At 54.8% G+C, this 16978-nt stretch carries 12 protein-coding genes; 7 read left to right on the top strand and 5 right to left on the bottom strand.

All coding sequences use genetic code 11. From position 1 onward, the window contains the following. Positions 1–37: 37 nt before the first annotated feature. The gene (locus MUN86_RS06215) at positions 38–2107 is read right to left on the bottom strand and encodes an RICIN domain-containing protein (RefSeq protein WP_245123052.1); all 2070 of its coding nucleotides are present in this window, start codon (positions 2105–2107) and stop codon (positions 38–40) included. A gap of 755 nt (positions 2108–2862) precedes the next feature. Here MUN86_RS06215 and MUN86_RS06210 point away from each other — a divergent pair. Beyond that, positions 2863–3078: a hypervirulence associated TUDOR domain-containing protein gene (locus tag MUN86_RS06210; RefSeq protein ID WP_245123049.1), complete on the top strand. Its 216-nt coding sequence runs from the start codon at positions 2863–2865 to the stop codon at positions 3076–3078. A gap of 71 nt (positions 3079–3149) precedes the next feature. Here MUN86_RS06210 and MUN86_RS06205 read toward each other — a convergent pair whose 3' ends face one another. Next, on the bottom strand, positions 3150–4715 hold the full coding sequence (locus MUN86_RS06205; protein ID WP_245123047.1) for an amino acid permease: 1566 nt from the start codon (positions 4713–4715) through the stop codon (positions 3150–3152). A 207-nt stretch (positions 4716–4922) separates the two neighbouring features. On the opposite strand from MUN86_RS06205, the gene MUN86_RS06200 reads away from it, so the two are divergent. Then, positions 4923–5369, top strand: a complete 447-nt coding sequence (locus MUN86_RS06200) for a DUF4890 domain-containing protein (protein ID WP_245123044.1) — start codon at positions 4923–4925, stop codon at positions 5367–5369. Between the two features lie 359 nt (positions 5370–5728). Continuing rightward, on the top strand, positions 5729–7108 hold the full coding sequence (locus tag MUN86_RS06195; protein WP_245123041.1) for an MBL fold metallo-hydrolase: 1380 nt from the start codon (positions 5729–5731) through the stop codon (positions 7106–7108). 90 nt (positions 7109–7198) lie between these two features. Here MUN86_RS06195 and MUN86_RS06190 read toward each other — a convergent pair whose 3' ends face one another. Beyond that, on the bottom strand, positions 7199–7963 hold the full coding sequence (locus tag MUN86_RS06190) for an MOSC domain-containing protein (protein ID WP_245123038.1): 765 nt from the start codon (positions 7961–7963) through the stop codon (positions 7199–7201). 165 nt (positions 7964–8128) lie between these two features. Here MUN86_RS06190 and sbcD point away from each other — a divergent pair, with 165 nt between their 5' ends. The 4 genes from sbcD (at position 8129) to MUN86_RS06170 (ending at position 14782) form a co-directional block, all read left to right on the top strand. Further along, positions 8129–9358 carry an exonuclease subunit SbcD gene (gene sbcD / locus MUN86_RS06185; RefSeq protein WP_245123035.1) on the top strand — a complete coding sequence of 410 codons (1230 nt, stop codon included), beginning with the start codon at positions 8129–8131 and terminating at the stop codon, positions 9356–9358. 338 nt (positions 9359–9696) lie between these two features. Then, complete coding sequence (locus tag MUN86_RS06180) at positions 9697–10701, top strand: alpha/beta hydrolase (protein ID WP_245123033.1); 1005 nt, start codon at positions 9697–9699, stop codon at positions 10699–10701. Positions 10702–11165: 464 nt separating this feature from the next. Further along, complete coding sequence (locus MUN86_RS06175; protein ID WP_245123030.1) at positions 11166–13643, top strand: TonB-dependent receptor domain-containing protein; 2478 nt, start codon at positions 11166–11168, stop codon at positions 13641–13643. A 161-nt stretch (positions 13644–13804) separates the two neighbouring features. Beyond that, the gene (locus MUN86_RS06170) at positions 13805–14782 is read left to right on the top strand and encodes a virulence RhuM family protein/type II toxin-antitoxin system death-on-curing family toxin (RefSeq protein ID WP_245123028.1); all 978 of its coding nucleotides are present in this window, start codon (positions 13805–13807) and stop codon (positions 14780–14782) included. Between the two features lie 22 nt (positions 14783–14804). Here the strand turns inward: MUN86_RS06170 and MUN86_RS06165 are convergent, their stop codons facing one another. Together MUN86_RS06165 and MUN86_RS06160 are read right to left on the bottom strand one after the other, a co-directional pair. Beyond that, complete coding sequence (locus tag MUN86_RS06165) at positions 14805–16079, bottom strand: glycoside hydrolase family 2 TIM barrel-domain containing protein (RefSeq protein WP_245123025.1); 1275 nt, start codon at positions 16077–16079, stop codon at positions 14805–14807. A gap of 179 nt (positions 16080–16258) precedes the next feature. Beyond that, positions 16259–16762, bottom strand: coding sequence for a DUF2306 domain-containing protein (locus MUN86_RS06160; protein ID WP_245123022.1), 504 nt, complete (start codon positions 16760–16762; stop codon positions 16259–16261). Positions 16763–16978: the final 216 nt, after the last annotated feature.

The raw sequence follows: 16978 nt of genomic DNA, 5'->3' as shown, positions 1-16978 counted from the left end.
TGGTCATCCGTCGCCTACCAAGCCATTCAACGGTCTTCTATTTCACAATCGTAAACTCGACGCGCCGGTTGAGCTTGCGGGTTTCTTCTTTTTCGTTGCTGGCGCGAGGGTGAGTGCCACCGTAGCCTACTACATTGATTCGGTTTTCGGGCACGCCCCGCATGATTAGGTAGCGCCGTACTTCCCCTACTCTATCCTCCGACAGCTTTTGGTTGAGGTGAGCCGGCCCTTGGTTGTCGGTGTGGCCTTCCAGGCGGATGTTCACCGTAGGGTTGTCGGCGAGGGTGCGGGCCAAACGGTTCAGCTCGGCGTAGGATGCGGGCAGTAAGTTGTATTTGCCCTGCGCAAAAATCAGGGTCGGCAGCTCTAAACTAGAGCCAACGGCGGCCGGCACCAACAGCAAATCGAGGGTGCGGGACCCTGTCATGCTTATGGTATCAGTGGCGTTTAGGAAAGTGGCGCTACTCCCAAGCACTTGGTAGCGGCCCGGCGGCAGCGTAAACTGATACGACCCGGTGCCGGGCAAACTCCGGGCGGTAGCATTGAAAACCAGATTATTGTCTAGCCGAACAATCTTGACTTCGGCCGCCAAAGGTTGTTTGGTTTTGGCATTTAGCACGCGGCCCGTAAGCAAGGTACGCGGAACTACCGCCGGCACAGTTGGCACAACGGGCGCCGCTGCTACAGGAGCCGCGGAGTCGGGTGGTGCTACGGTGCGTTGCACGTTGGTTGCCGTGCGGAAAATGTCGGCAGGACCGTTGGCGGTGCGGGCCGACGCATAATACGCCTGCTTGCCATCGGGCGTAAGCGTGAAGTAGGCATCGAAGCCGGGCCCGTTAAGTTGATTGCCGAGGTTGCGGGGCTCACTCCACTGGGTCCAAGTTTCGTCGAGGCGGGTGCTCACGAAAATATCGGCACTGCCGTAGCCAGCATGGCCGTAAGAGCTGAAATACAATGTTTTGTTGTCGGGCGCCAGCCAAGGCGCAAACTCGAATCCTGGCGAATTAACTACACCGCCTAAGCTGCGGGGCTCACTCCAAACCCCGTTGGCCGTGGGAGTGCTTACGTACAAGTCGTTGCCGCCCTGCGTGTCGCCGCGCTCCAGCGAGAGGAGCAGCACCTTCTTGTCGGGCGTCATGAAGAACGTGGTAGACGGCCCTGCGGTGTAATAGTTCTGAATGTTGAGCGGCACCGGACGCACTCCTTTGCCCCCTGAGCGGAGCACTTCGGAAACGCCTTCGTCGCGGAAGCTACCGTCCCGTTCGTAGGTTCCGCGTACCAGCAGCGAATTGCCTTCCGGCCCTACCACTGCCATTACGCCGTTGTTCTGCGGGGTGTTAAGCGCGTCTACCCGCGTAGGGGTACTCCAGGTGCGTCCTTTGTCGGAAGAAACGCTCATCCAAGCATCGCCCGATTCGGTGTTTCCTTCGGTATTGGCCGGATAGCGCGTCCGCGACAAATACAGCGCACTGCCATCGGGCGACAGCACAGGGTGGAGCTCGTTTCCTCCTGTGTTGAGGGTGGGCAGCAGCTCCGGGGTGCCAAAACCAGGCAAATTGGGATCTTCGTTTAGGCGCAACTGAAACAGCCGCCACTGCTGCGTAGCCCGGTTCTGAGGCCGTTGCAATACCGCGGCAGTGCCGTTGAATTTGTCGGCATTGATGATGGCAGCGCAATTGTTATTGCCTTTCACCACCAACTGCACACTGCCGAAAGGCCCACCGGGCTCCATCTTCCACTGTTGGTAAAAGCTGCCCGTCCACGGCCGTTGCACCAAGGGGGCGTTTTCATCGGGCTTATCCACCGTCAGGCACTTTCCGCTTTGGCGGTTTTCAATCCGGTAGTATTCGCCACCGGGCACTACGCGCACAAAGCGCCACTGCTGAGAAGCCGGGTGCGTGAACTCCCATTGCACTACGGGAGCCCCGGCCTCCTGCGAACCTCCTTGTACTTCTAAAGAGCGGCCACTGCTGCGCGCTACAATACCGTACCAGCCGTTTTCGTCGAGCACCGGAACAGTGCCCTGCGCCCGCAACGGCCCACTAGCTAGCAAAGAAATCAGTGAAGAGAACAGGAATAGCAGATCACGAAAACGGAAAGACAGCATGGGCAACTAAACGCAGGGTTTAAGTTGCAAGTTAGCCCAAAAGCTAGCGTCCGTACACGCAAAGCGCCGCAGCCCACTGATAGGACTGCGGCGCTACCCTGTTGTGTCAACAGCTTATCTCTGTTTTACTGCGCGTTATGGATGTATTTGAAGCGCACAAAACGGTCGTTTTCGTAGATGGCGGTGAAGTGGCCGCTGCTCTGCACTTTCGTTTCTTGTTTGCGGTCGGGCTTAGTAGTAGCCATAGGTACTGCAGGGTAAGAACCAGGGGTCGTGCCTGGAACGTGTACAATGAAGGAGAGAATCTTAGAGGGCATAACTAGTTTGTTTTCGTTTGGTGTGACTCAGGTTGAAGAAGGCAAAATCCTGGAATCAAGAAAGCAACTCCAAGACGACATTTAGGCGCAACTGCACTAAATGCACAGTTCATGTCCCAAATGTAACGATATTTCTATTTGATAGAACGTTGCTAATGTATATTTTTTCATGAAAAAAATTAAATAGGTTATACATTATATAAGAGGGCGGTTTTTTGCGCCTAAGTGCTGTCTATCATCTTTCTACCAAGCGGTGGTAGTTCAGCTCTTGTGTGTTTGCCGCTTACCGCTCAGTGCCTGCTACTTGCGAGCAAACCGAGGCTAGTGAATCGTCAGGGGCTGCATCTTTCCAAGAACCTAAGCTGCACCAATACAGTAAAACCATGTGAAGCGACACCCTCGCTTGCCATTCATTCACCGCTCCTTGTTTTTTATATCATGCGCAAAGGCACTACTGTAAGCTGGAAGTACGGCACGGGCACCGCTACCGGCAAAATCGAAGAAACCCACAAAGAAACCGTTACCCGTAAGCTCAAGGGCTCCGATATCACTCGCCACGGTACTCCCGACAATCCAGCCTTCGTTATCGTTCAAGAAAACGGCGACCGGGTTATTAAGCTTCAGAGTGAAGTGCAGGAAGCTTCGAAAAAGTAAAGCTTCATCAACACAAAAAGACCCCGCTGGTTAGCCAGCGGGGTCTTTTTGTGTTGATCGATAATGAGAAGCTAGTCTTTTATGAAGGCTTGCTCTTCCATTTCGGTCGGCACTACTACAATGCCGCGTTGCAGCATAGAGTTGCGTCTGCCGTAGATGAAGTACACCAGGAAGCCAAGCAGCATCCACCCCACGGCTACTTCCAATGTGAAAGCGTCGAGGCCGATGATGAGCAAAGTGCATACAACCGCACCCATAATGGGTACAAGCGGGAAGCTAGGCGAAGACAGAGGCGCGCGGAACGGCCGGGGCTGGCTGGGATCGGAGCGGCGCATAATCCACACCCCGATGCTCACCAGCACGAAGGCCAGCAGGGTACCAAACGAGGTAAGGTCGCCGGCCAGCGAGCCGGGCACGAAGGCCGCGAACAAGCCCACGAACACCATCAGCATGAGGTTGGATTTGTAGGGCGTGTTGAACTTAGGGTGCAGGTCCGAGAAGGCTTTGGGCATAAGGCCGTCCTTGGCCATCGAGAAGAAAACGCGGCTCTGCCCCATTAGCATTACTAGAATAACAGAGGTGAAGCCCAACAAAATACCTACCGTCACGGCAGTAGCCAACCAGCCATAACCAGGCATGTGCGCCCGGATAGCATAGGCCACCGAAGCCTCACCGCCCAGAGCCGGGTCGGCAAACTCGCGCCAGTTGGCCACGCCAGTCAGCACGTGGCCGAACAGGATATAAAGCACCGTGCAAATAGCCAATGAGCCAAGAATACCGATAGGCATGTCGCGCTTGGGGTTCTTAGCTTCCTGCGCAGCCGTACTCACGGCGTCGAACCCGATGAAGGCGAAAAACACGATACCTGCGCCGCCGATAATACCGCCTAAGCCGTGTTTGAAAAAACCTTCGTAGGTGCGTACTACTTCACCGGCGGCGTTTTTTACCACGGCATCGGCCGGAATGAGGTAGGGCGTGTGGTTGGATGGGTTGATAAACTGCCAGCCCACAGCAATAAATACTACCACGATGAGGGTCTTCAGCACCACGATAATGGCGTTGAAGAGGGCCGATTCCTGCGTGCCTTTTACCAACAACAAGCTTAGCATTACGATGATAAGCAAGGCGGGCAGGTTGATGAATCCATGCTGCGTCACACCGTCGATAACGGCACTTTCGAAGGGCGAGTGACTAAGATTATACGGTATACTGGTGCCAAAAACCTCCAAGAGCTTGTTCAGGTATTCGCTCCAGGCAATGGATACCGTGGCCGCCCCTAGGGCATACTCCATGATGAGCGCCCAGCCGATAACCCAAGCTACAAACTCGCCCATTGTGGTGTAGGCGTAGGTGTAGGCCGAGCCGGCAATCGGAATCATGGCCGCAAACTCGGCGTAGCAAAGCCCGGCAAACACGCAGCCGAACGCGGCCAGTATGAAGGCCAGCGTCACGCCGGGGCCCGAAGCCTGGGCGGCAGCAGCGGCCGTGCGCACAAATAGGCCCGCCCCGATGATGGCGCCTACGCCTAGAGCTACCAAGTTGCCCGCACCCAGGGTGCGCTTCAGCGCCCCGTGTCCGGAAGAATTAGCTTCACTCAGCAGCTGAGCTAGCGGTTTTTTGGCGAAAATACCTGCCATATAGTTTTGTGAGAAAGGGAAAGGAAGTGAGTTGGTAGTCGAAGTAGAAAAAAGCCGTCTACAAGCAGTTGCCCGGCCCCGAATATAGGCGTTTATTGGATTCGTCCGCTTCCGGTAGGTCTTAGTCCTAATCTTTGGAGCCCAATTAAACCCAGCCGTGGCAGCGCCCTCTAACTAGGCGTCATTAACTCTAAAGACAACACTATTATGAAAAAGACGCTTGCAATACTAGCTGCCTTCCTTCTAACTGTTGGCGCGGCTTCGGCTCAGTCCGCTGATTTAACTACTTCCGGCCGCGGAAACCGCATGGGCCAGGGCCGTGGCGGCAACATGACGCCCGAGCAACGCGCCGACATGCAAACCCAGCGCCTAACCAAAGAATTGAGCCTCAGCGCCGACCAATCAACGAAAGTTCGCACTATCGCGCTGGCTGAAACCCAGGAACTGCAGGCTCTGCGTGCCAAATTCTCGTCCGCCGATTCTCGTCAGGGAGCCGGCCAAGAAATGAAGGCAGTCCGCGAAAAATATGACGCGCAACTCAAAGCGGTGCTCACGCCCGAGCAGGTAACGAAGTTTGACCAGATGCGCGAAGACCAACTTGATAAGCGCAAAGACAAAATGCAGGGCGGCATGAAAAAGAAGACGAAAGCCTAAGCCAACGCGTAGCCTAGTATAGACAAAAGCCCCGGCCCACTTGGTCGGGGCTTTTTGTTGCCGGGCTATTGGCGGTAGCTGTTACGCTTACTTTTGCGGGCGGAAACACAGGCGTGTTGTATCACGCCGCGCTTGGTTGGCTTTTGCGATTACGGCTATTGTCTTTAAGGCACCAGTCAGACCGTAGGCTTATCGGAAACCGCTATTTCAACTCATTGCTCTAAAAGCTCTTGCACCTTTTCGAGAATACTTTTCCCTCTACTTTCGGTTTACGTAGAATTCCACTTGCTTATATTTGAGAATATGCGTCCGGCTTCGGCTTTCCCACCCGGTTGCGCATCCACCACATTCTTCACCCCATGAGTCCTCTGCCCAGTAGTACCGCGTCGGTACAAATTCAGCAGTTCTACGACAAAGGCTTAGCGCATGCCAGCTACGCCATCCGCAGCGGCCGCCAAGTAGCCATCATCGACCCGGCCCGCGACCCCCAACCCTACTACGACTTCGCCGACGAGCACGATGCCCGCATCATTGCCGTCATTGAAACCCATCCGCACGCCGACTTTGTTAGCAGCCACCTCGAAATAGCGCAGGAAACGCACGCTACCATTTATTGTAGTCGGCTGGTGAAGGCCAGCTACCCCCACCAGCCCTTCGACGACGGCGACCGAATCAAGCTCGGTAACATGGAGTTGCACGCCATCAACACGCCCGGCCATTCGCCTGACAGCATCTGCGTTCTGTTGATAGATGAGTTTGCGCACACCCGCGCCGTTTTCACCGGCGACACCTTGTTTGTGGGCGACGTTGGCCGCCCGGACCTTCGCGAAGCCGAAAACGTTGGTGGGCATAGCCGCGAAGATCTTGCCGCGCAGCTCTACCAAAGCACCCGCCAAAAGCTGATGACGCTGCCAGCCGCCACGAAGGTATACCCCGCTCACGGCCCTGGCAGCTTGTGCGGCAAAACCACCAGCACCGAGCTCGACAGCACGATTGGCAAAGAAGTACAGTCCAACTACGCTCTGCAGCCTATGTCGCAGGACGAGTTTATTAAGGTACTGCTGGAAGACCAACCTTTCCGCCCCAAATATTTCGGGCATGACGTAGTGCTCAACAAGCAAGGTGCGCTTCCTTTCGAGGATAGCATTCGGCGGGTACCACGCCTGCAGCCCGACGCCGCCCTCGACCCCAAATCCTTGATAATTGACACGCGGCCAGCCGAACAATTCCGGTCGGGGCACTTGCCCGGCGCTATCAATCTGATGGACGGGCCTAAGTTCGAAACCTGGCTCGGGTCGGTAGTAGGTCCCGAAGAAACGTTCTACCTACTGGCTGATTCGCAGATTGCGCTGGATACGGTTATCCGCAAAGCCGCTAAAATCGGCTACGAACTCAACATCAAAGGAGCCTTGGTTACGCCCCATCAACTCCCCGTCACGAGCCCGAGCACTGATGTTGCGCAAGTTCGCGAAAGGCCCGAGGACTACACGATTGTTGACATCCGCAATACCACCGAAGCCAAGCAGCCTATCTTCGAAAACTCGCTGCAAATTCCGCTGCCGGAGTTGCGAGAGCGAGCCCATGAAGTGCCAACCGACAAGCCTGTGCTCGTGCACTGCGCGGGTGGCTACCGCTCCGCGGCAGGGGCAAGCATCTTAGATGCAGCGCTACCCGACGGTGTGCAAGTGCACGATTTGGGCGAAGCCATTACTACGTTTCACTCACAGCCAGTACACTAACTGTCTTAACGTCACTGAAGGCCCCAGTCCGAAAATGACTGGGGTTTTTTGTTGACCATTATCTTGAGGGCCACCAAGGGCTTGAAAGCGCTAACCGGCATTAGGGCCTACCAACCGATTTGCGTCGTCGTTGAGCGGCAAAGAACCGTCGGTGCGGCCTTGCATTTTGCGGCGCCACTGCTGCCCCAGGGCCGGGCAAGCAGCTAATTGTGCTACTAGTTCTCGGTCGTGGCGCTGTTCGTATTTGGCAGAATTAGCACGGGCTATCGTCCATTCGGGGTGTGGGCGCTCTATAAGGCGCAGGACATCATGGGGGCCTACTAAGCCTGGTTGAATGACCCGCATGTACCAGCCCGTAAAACCGGTCTCCTGTAGCCACTGCGAAAACATCGGCAGTTGCCAACGGCGCGCAATTTTCCAGCAGGGCGAACGTGGCTGCGAGATTTGCACCACTGCCTCACCGAAAGCAAATACATCACCAATGCACACGTCCTCTTCGGTGCAGTCACCGCCAATAGTTAAGTTTTCACCGAAGCTGCCAGCAGTTAGCGGTAAACCTAGCCGCTTGGTCCAATAAGCATAGTGGCGGGCCGGGTAAGCGCACAACGCTTGGTCTGGCCCGCCATGATTACGCTGATCAGCTTGCTCGTCGCCGGTCAGATTGAGCACGGAAAGCCATACTGGCGCAGCTATTTCCCGCTTAAATATTGCCGAGGTCCATGCCCGATTTAGTACGTCTGTTGCATTCTGCGCTCCTAATTCCTGCGGTAGTCCTACGCGCAAAGAACTGAGCGGCAATGAAATATTGGGTACAGAATCAGTTGTAGCAGCTGCGGTGTTTTCTAGGTGTTCCATAACGTTTATGAATTGCCAAGCTAAGCTACCCTAGTGCATATAATGTGGCTACTGTTAGTAAACTTACCTACTTCCAGATAACGTTGTTAGCGCGCATCGTTTAATGGCAGTGAGAATCGGCGAAGCAAGCTGTAATTTCGAATTTGCATTGTCATAATTTCCAGCATGAGAGTTCTGCACACCGCCGACTGGCACCTCGGCCAGCGCTTTATCAGCGGCCACGAACGCACCGACGAACACCGCCACTTCCTCGACTGGCTGGTGGAAACGGTACAGAAACAGCGCGTGGAAGTGCTGGTAGTTGCTGGTGATATTTTCGATACGGGTTCGCCCTCCAACCAAGCGCTGGAGCTGTATTATTCCTTTCTATTGAGCATGCGCGGCACTAGCTGCCGCGACATCGTGGTGGTGGGTGGCAACCATGATTCTCCCGCCACGCTTAACGCACCAGCTCGGCTGTTACGTCATTTGCGGGTGCACGTGGTTGGCTGCGTGCCCGACTGCTTCGAGGACCAAGTGCTGGTACTAGACGATGCCACTGGCAAGCCCGGTCTCGTGGTGTGCGCCGTACCGTTCCTGCGCGACCGAGACGTGCGCCTCTCGGTGCCCGGCGAAACGGCTGAAGAGCGGGAAGCGCGGATCAAGCAAGGCATAGCCGACCACTATAGCCGCATGGCCGAGGTGGAGCAGGTATGGCAGCTCAAAGACTTGGGCTTGCCCGTATTGGCCACCGGCCACCTCTACGCCGCCGGCGCCGCCCCTTCCGATTCGGAACGCACTATCCACGTCGGCAATCTGGGGCAAATTACGGCCGACCACTTCCCTGAAATATTTGATTACGTGGCGCTCGGGCATTTGCACCGGCCGCAGCGCGTGGGAGGGCGGGAGCATATTCGGTATTCTGGCTCACCCATTCCATTGTCGTTTTCCGAAGTCGACCACCCGAAGGAAGTGCTGCTGCTGGAATTTGGGAACGGGAAGCTGCAAACGCTGGAAGCCCTGCCGGTGCCCAATGCACGGCGGCTGGTGCGGTTTCACGGTGCGCTCGACGAAGTGATTCTGCTCCTGACCAGCTACGACAACGCTGGCTACCCCCTCCCCGCCTGGGCCGACGTGCAGATTCACTCCGAGCTGACGCAGCTGGAAGTAGCGGAAACGCTGCTAAAAGTAATCAAGGAACTGGACCGCAAGCAGTTGGAGGTACTGGCGCGTCGTCACTTCCGCCTAGTAAAGCTCCGCGCCCTCGGCGATGAACAAGAAGCAGAAGTCCCTCTCACCCGCAGCCTTCATGACTTTACGGAGCGTGAAGTGTTCGAGCAACGTCTAGAAGCAGAGCCCGAAGCTATACGCGCCGAATTGCTGCGCACATTCGACGAGTTGCTGGAGAGGTTATAGGCCACAGCCCCCACATTGAAGTGGCTGGATGTTTAGTAACAGCTTCTAAAACCACCGTACTGGGCTTGCCGAAGCCTCACATATGCCGTAAAAAGAACGTCATGCTGAGCGCAGCCGAAGCATCTCGCTAGTGTGGTAACCTCTAGCGCATGCAACGATTCGAGCGAGATGCTTCGGCTCCGCTCAGCATGACTGGTATAGTTTGGCGACGTCAGCACGCGAGATGCTTCGGCAAGCTCAGCATGACGACAGTGTTACAATATTTACACCAGCGAGGCACTTTGATTCCACTCGTCATTGACGGAAATAATATTATTACGCAGCCTCATCCTCAATTTATGACCACCCAGAGTACTTCTTCGCTGCTCCGTTGGCTAATTGCGCTGAGTTGCTTGTTGCCGTTTCTGGCCTCACCGGTCGAGGCGCAGCAGCTTCCGGCGCCGCGCGACACATCGTTTACGGTGTATAGCGCATTCATCAAGGCCAAGAAAAACAATCCGGCTATTAGTGTGGCTAGGCCGACTTTGCCAAGCACTGTCCAGGCCAAGATGAACCTGACGTACTGCACCATTGGCAACCGCAACCTGCAGCTTGATATTTTTCGGCCGATTGCCAACCGCAAGAAAGGATACCCCGCCGTATTGTTTATTCATGGGGGTGGCTGGCGGTCCGGCGACCGTTTGCAGCACGTTCCGATGGCTCAACAGCTGGCAGCAGTAGGCTACGTGACGGTAACTGCCGAGTACCGGCTTTCTACGGAAGCTGTTTATCCGGCCGCCGTTATGGACTTGAAAGCCGCCATTCGGTGGATGCGCGCTAATGCAAAAGCGTATGCCATCGATACCACCAAAATTGCGGTTTGGGGCTTCTCAGCGGGAGGACAACTGGCGGCACTGCTTGGCACTACCAACGACGACAAAACGCTGGAAGGCGACGCTTGCTACCCAAGCCACTCTAGCAGTGTGCAAGCTATTGTAGATGTAGATGGCACCTTGGCTTTCATTCACCCCGAATCGGGCGAAGGCAACGACAGCAAAGGCCCTTCCGCTGCTACCTATTGGTTTGGCGCCTCCAAAACCGAGAAGCCCGAGCTGTGGCACCAAGCCGGGGCGCTGAATCACGTGACTGGAGCAACGCCACCCATTGTTTTCATCAATAGCTCAGTTGATAGGATGCACGCGGGCCGAGAAGACATGATTAAGAAATTAGACGCCTTCCATATCTACCACGAAGTGCACAGTTTTCCTGATGCGCCGCATACGTTTCCTCTTTTCAACCCGTGGTTTGAGCCTACACTGAAGTATACTGTAGCGTTTCTTAACAAAGTATTCAAGGTAAAATAAGGACGCGAAGACATTAAGCTGAGCTGCCAGACCAACGACAGCACCAACCCGAAAACAGAAACCCGCCATGCTTCGTCGTGGCGGGTTTTCTGTTTTCAGCACATGCGGCAAATCACACCTATGCTCTGCATCGTGCTGTACAAGTCCGGCTTTCTTTTTTGCGCTCAACGGCGCTGGCAACAATAGCAGTAAGCGCCTACAAGCAGTTGCAGCACGACAACCGCAAAAAATAATTAGCCCCTCAGATTGTAACGTCCGAAAGTTTGCGCGGTATCCACACGTGAAACACAACCCGGCGACCCATTATCTGCCTTCCTGACTGGCTGCCAATTGCTGGCTAGCTCCACCAAAGGGATTACCCACTGCTGCTAGCTACAGTGATAGACCTGCTTTCAGCCGGTGCCATTCACTTGGGATACTTCTGTTGCTACACTCCGCTTTTGCCACCCAATCATTTCAATACATTGAACAGCAAAATCTCTACTCGCTTCTTCTCGTTTGCGGCCGGAATTTTGGTGACAGCGCTAACAGGAGTTATTGCGCCTGCCAAAGCGCAAACCGCCGGCAACATAACAGGCAGTGTACGCTCTGCGGCAGGCTCAGCCATTGACTACGCCACCGTGACCTTGCACCGCGCAGCTGATTCCTCGGTGGTAAAAACTGAATTCAGCGACGCTAATGGCGCTTTCCGCTTCGAGCGCCCAGCCGACGGGCGCTACCGAGTATCGGCGGCTCAGATAGGTTTTGCCCGGCATTGGAGTGAGCCGTTTGCGTTGCCAGCTAATGGCAGCTTAGCGCTACCGAGCATCACGCTTCAGCCTAGTGCGGCCACGGCACTGAAAGAAGTGCAGGTAATAGGTCAGAAGCCATTATTCGAACGCCTCGCTGACCGCACAGTAGTGAACGTGGAAGGCTCCACGCTGGCCGCCGGCAACACCACGCTCGACGTCCTCGCCCGTGCGCCGGGCGTCACCGTCGATGGCAATGATAACCTCGCACTGCGGGGGCGGCAGGGCCTACTAGTACTCATTGACGGCAAGCGCCAACCCATGACGGGCTCCGAGCTTGCCGACTACCTGCGCTCCTTACCCGCTGACCAGCTTAAGAGCATCGAGTTGATTACCAATCCACCCGCCAAATATGATGCGCAAGGTGGGGCGGGCATTATTGCCATCAACCTCAAAAAGGACCAGCGCATGGGTACCAACGGTGCCCTGAATGCCAGCTACGGCCGTACGCAATACAACAAGTTCACTAGCGGGTTTTCCGGCAACCACCGGCGAAAAAACCTCAACATTTTCACTTCCGTGAATTACACCCGGCGCCGGGGTTTCGGCATTCGGAACACCTACCGCTATTTCTACGACTCGCTAAGTGCAGAAGCTTCGTCTGTGCTACAAAGCACCAGCGACCAGCGTAACCGCATTGAATCCAGCGACCATTTCCTGATTTATAAGATTGGTGCCGATCTTAATCTATCGAAAAACACGGTGCTTGGTGCGGCCATCAACGGGTTTGCGGTGCCAAATCCTCGACCTAATGGCGTGGGCACAAACACCAGCACCTTTTACGATGCACCTGGTCTAGTAACCAACTATTACACAGCCTTAAGCCGAACAGAGGGTTTCAATCCCAACGTGGCTGGTAACCTAAACTTCAAGCACACATTTGGCAATGGCACCGCTGGCAGCCCAGAGTTAACAGCCGATGTGGATTACGCCAATTACTACACGCACCGGCTCCAGCGCCAAACTACCTTCTTTGAAATGTCGGGCCGCCCAACGTCTACTTTGCTAGGTGACCAAACTGGCGAGCTTATCATCCAGGCCTTGAAAGCCGACTACACGCAAGCACTATCTCCCAAAACCAACCTCGAAGCCGGTGCCAAAGCCAGCCAGGTATCGTCCGATAACGATTTGCTGTTTACCAACACTGTTAACGACATAACTACCATTGACCTTGGCCGCACCAACCGTTTCAAGTACGACGAAATCATTACGGCCGCCTACGCTACCTTATCGCACACCCTTAATAAGCTGAACGTACAGGCTGGTTTGCGCTTTGAACAAACTGTAATGAAAGGCCGACAACTGATAGATTCGCTCAATTTTCGGCGCGACTACTACCAGTTGTTTCCGAGTGCTGGGGTCAAGTACACGCTCAGTGAAAAGCACGAACTATCGGCGTCCCTGAGCCGGCGTATCAACCGCCCCTCCTACCGGCAACTGAACCCTTTCCGCTTCGTCATCGACCCGACTACTTCGGGTAAGGGCAACCCCGATCTGCGCCCGGAAACCAGCTACAACGTGGAACTGAGCCACACGTTCAAGCAGAAGTTTACCACCGGCCTTAGCTTCAGCATCACCCAGAACCCCATCACCGATGTGGCTCAACCCGAAAGCGACAGTACCACCGTATCGCAGTACGTCAACCTGAACCGGCAACAGTACGCCGCCTTGACCCTTACGGCTCCCCTGACGCCAGCTAAGTGGTGGAGCATCTACAACAACGTGGTGCTGTACTACATTCACTATCAAGGTAGTTTGGCGGGTACGGCACTTAACCGCGGTCGGGGAGCGTGCTCGCTGAGCAGCAACAGCACCTTTACGTTTGGCAAAGGCTGGAGCGCGGAGCTAAATGGCACGTATGAGTCAAGGCAGCGGGTGGGCTTCTTTGTGTTTCAGCCGTTTGGCCAAGTTGGTGTGGGCGTGCAAAAAGCAGTGCTGGAAAAACGTGGCAACGTGAAACTAGCCGCCACCGACATCTTTTATACCAGCCCCCTACGAGCCACCTCACGCTACAACAACTACCAGGAAAACCTCTTTTTGCGCCGTGATTCGCGAGCCGTAACGCTGTCGTTAAGCTGGAAACTAGGCAACGACAACTCCACCGCTACCAACCGCCGCAGCGGGGCCGAAGACGAGAAGCGCCGGGCCCAATAGTAACCGGAGCTTCGTTTGCAGCCGTTTGGTTTTCAGCACTTACCGCAGGTTTGTGCCGTTTAGTAAGACCAATTTCTCTCAACAAAGTGAATAGTAGTTCCTACTGTTGAGATACTGCGAATAGCTGCTATCTTGTCCGACCATTTTTTGTTCGGCAACTCATGTCTTCCACCAACGACATCCTCCTCTACCAGTCACCTGACGGCAACACCCAACTACAAGTTCAATTGCAAGACGAAACCGTCTGGCTGACGCAGGCGCAGATGGCTGAACTGTTTGGGCGAGACCGTAGTGTCATTACTAAGCACTTGCGCAATGTGTTTGCTTCTGAAGAGCTAGATGAGAAAAGCAATGTGCAAAAAATGCACATTGCCTCATCAGACAAGCCGGTGAGCTACTACAACTTGGATGTCATCATTTCTATAGGCTACCGAGTTAACTCAATCAAAGGCACAAAATTCCGGCAATGGGCGACGCAGGTATTGCGACAGTACCTAGTGCAGGGGTACGCGCTAAACGAGCAGCGCTTGCGGGAAAGCTCCCGTCAGCTAGCCGACCTCAAGCGCCTTGTGCAATTGCAAAGCGAAGTGGCGGCCAGCCAAGAGTTAACTTCCGACCAATCAGATGCGCTGCTACGGGTGCTCGGCGACTACGCCCGCGCCCTCGACGTGCTCGACCAATATGACCACCAGCGCTTGCGCGTACGCGGCACCGCTGCGGAAGAACCCTTTGTGTTGACCTACGAAGCGGGATTGGAGGCGGTGGAAGGTTTGCGTACGCAGTTTGGCGGCAGCGCCCTGTTTGGCCGAGAGAAAGATGCTTCGTTCCAAAGTTCTGTACGCACTATTTACCAGAGCTTCGATGGCGAAGACCTGTACCCAAGCGTAGAGGAAAAAGCCGCGAACCTACTCTATTTCGTGGTGAAAAATCACTCCTTTTCCGACGGTAATAAGCGCATTGCTGCTTTTCTCTTTGTTTGGTTTCTCGATCGAAATCACTGCCTTTACAAACCCGACGGTTCTCGGCGTTTAGCTGATAATGCCTTGGTAGCCCTTACACTGCTCATTGCCGAAAGCAAGCCGGAAGACAAGGATACCATGGTAACCCTGGTAGTGAATTTGATTAATCAGGAGAATTAACCAGTTTTCAATAAGCTAGTAGCTACTTCTCCTTCACATAAAACGGAATATTGGCCGTAGCTACGTTGTCGTGGCCGTCGTAGGTGTACACAAATAAGCGGTAGGCTCCGGCCTTGGCTGGAGCTTTAAGCGTAGTCTGAGCCTTGGCTCCGGCCGAAACCAGGCCCGGAATAGCTACGGGGCGGCTTTCCCGGTCCCCTCCCGACTTCAAATCGGTGCTTTCCGGGAGCAGTTCCCAACGATAGGTCAGCGGGTCTTTGTCGGGGTCCGTGACGGTAGCAACAACTGGGTAGCTTTGGCCTGGTAGCAGATACACGTTATCGGTGGCTTGCTGGCCCGACAGACGTAAGGATGCCAAATGCGGGGCGCGGTTCTTAGGCCACTGCCCGCTCCATAGATACTGCATCACATCCACCACTTCCGATTCTTTGCCATCCTCAGTGAAGATGCCGTACCAAGTGGGTGTGCGCTCCTGCTTCTGCCCCCACAGAAACACGTAGGTCCCGAGGCACTGGGTTTTATCCTTGGCCACCGACGATTCGTAGCGGCTTTGATACACGGCTGCTTTCTGGCTGCTGGTTTCTTCCACCGATGCTTTCCAAGGCGTAACTGGGCTTTCCCAGTGACCCGTCGGGCCCCACTCGGCCACTACGTAGGGGCCCGTCCAGCCAGTGGTACGGATCTGCTGCGGAATAGCAGCCAGTCCGGCGTAGGTGTTGATGCTGAGAATATCAACGGCCGGGCACTTGGCCTTTATGTAATCCACTTCTTTCTTATTGCAGCCCGCCAACACGGTGCTGGTTGGGTGGTTGGGGTCCACCTCATGAATCATCTGGGCTATTTGCTGCACGGCATCCCAAACCTTGGGATTGGTATATTCCAGATTCAGCTCGTTGCCGATGCCCCAAAACAGTACTGCTGGGTTGTCTTTGTACTTAAGTACTTCGGCGCGCAGCTTTTGCAATTGCCCGGCTACGGCCTCGGGGTTGTTGTAGTCGAAGCCGTGCCGCTCACGGGCCACGTCCAATCCTAGCATCACGGTAAGGCCGTTTTTGTTGGCCTCGGCTAGTACCTTATCAGCACCGCTAGTACCCCAAGTACGGATGGAGTTGCCGCCATACGCCTTGATGCGCTCTGGAAATTGCCCACCACCCGCACCATTGATAAAATAAGGCTTCCTTCCCCGCAGCAGTTCATATCGACCATCAGTTTGCTTGACTTCAACCTTGACAGGACCAGTTTGGGCGTAAGTGGCAGTGGCAAATGCGAGCAGGGAAAGGCAAAGAAGGGATTTCATGGGTGGGGTGTAAGGCAGTGGCGCGGCATTTTAAGTAAATAGCGCGAGTATCTCGCTAAAACTAGCACGAGTTTACGTTAGCAGGCACTGCCCTTGGGGCGAGTTCTTCGCCTTGCGTTATAAGCAACTGAGAACTCCTCATGCTCATGCTCCAGCTAGTGTGTGCTACACTGACACGCTTATAGCGGGGCTAGTTTAGGTTGTGGGCGGTAGCTAGGTTCTTGCCAGCGCTTGTAGAAGCGGGTAAACAGAGCCGTTCCCGGCAGCAGCACCGTCGCTGTAGACAAGCTAACCACATCCCAAAAGCCCATGCCTGGCCTGCGCACCAACACTTCTGCTACCAGCGCCACATATAGTTCTAGGACCGATAAGTACATAAAGCTGTAGTGCAACCGCTGCCAGGAAAGGGTGGGTTTCTTGCGCAACACGGGCACCATACCCGCGCACAACGTGATAGAGCTAAGCAGCGCCGCCACGTGAAAAATCCCGAAGCTGTGAAATTGCCGATAGATGGCAAACGAGGTAGCAAGCATCACTGTCATGCTGCCCACATAGCTGTAACCTAGCTGTTTATGACGTTTGTTACCTTTCGATAGCACCAGCACCGCGGTACCTAGCACCAAGGAAGCTAACGCCGCTATAAGATGTAGTAACCCCCAATTGCTATAAACTACCTTAGGCATGCAGTACAAATCGTGTTCAGCAGCCGGAAAGCTGCTCAGCCGAGGCTATTAAAAGCTATATACTCGGCTCTAGCAGAAAAACAGTGGGCGTCGCGTATTGTTCGGCCTTGCGTACGGGTTGGATTTCAGGATGTATGCTGTGCTTTTCAACCGTTGAGCCCAACCATGCCAAGTCTGCTTGCGTTAAATAGCTCAACACTATTCCCCTTGTCAATC

The organism is Hymenobacter volaticus (assembly GCF_022921055.1).
In the GTDB taxonomy this organism is placed as follows: Bacteria; Bacteroidota; Bacteroidia; order Cytophagales; family Hymenobacteraceae; genus Hymenobacter; species Hymenobacter volaticus.
The sequence above is the reverse complement of the archived record's forward strand: the minus strand, read 5'-3'. Positions and strand labels throughout refer to the sequence as shown.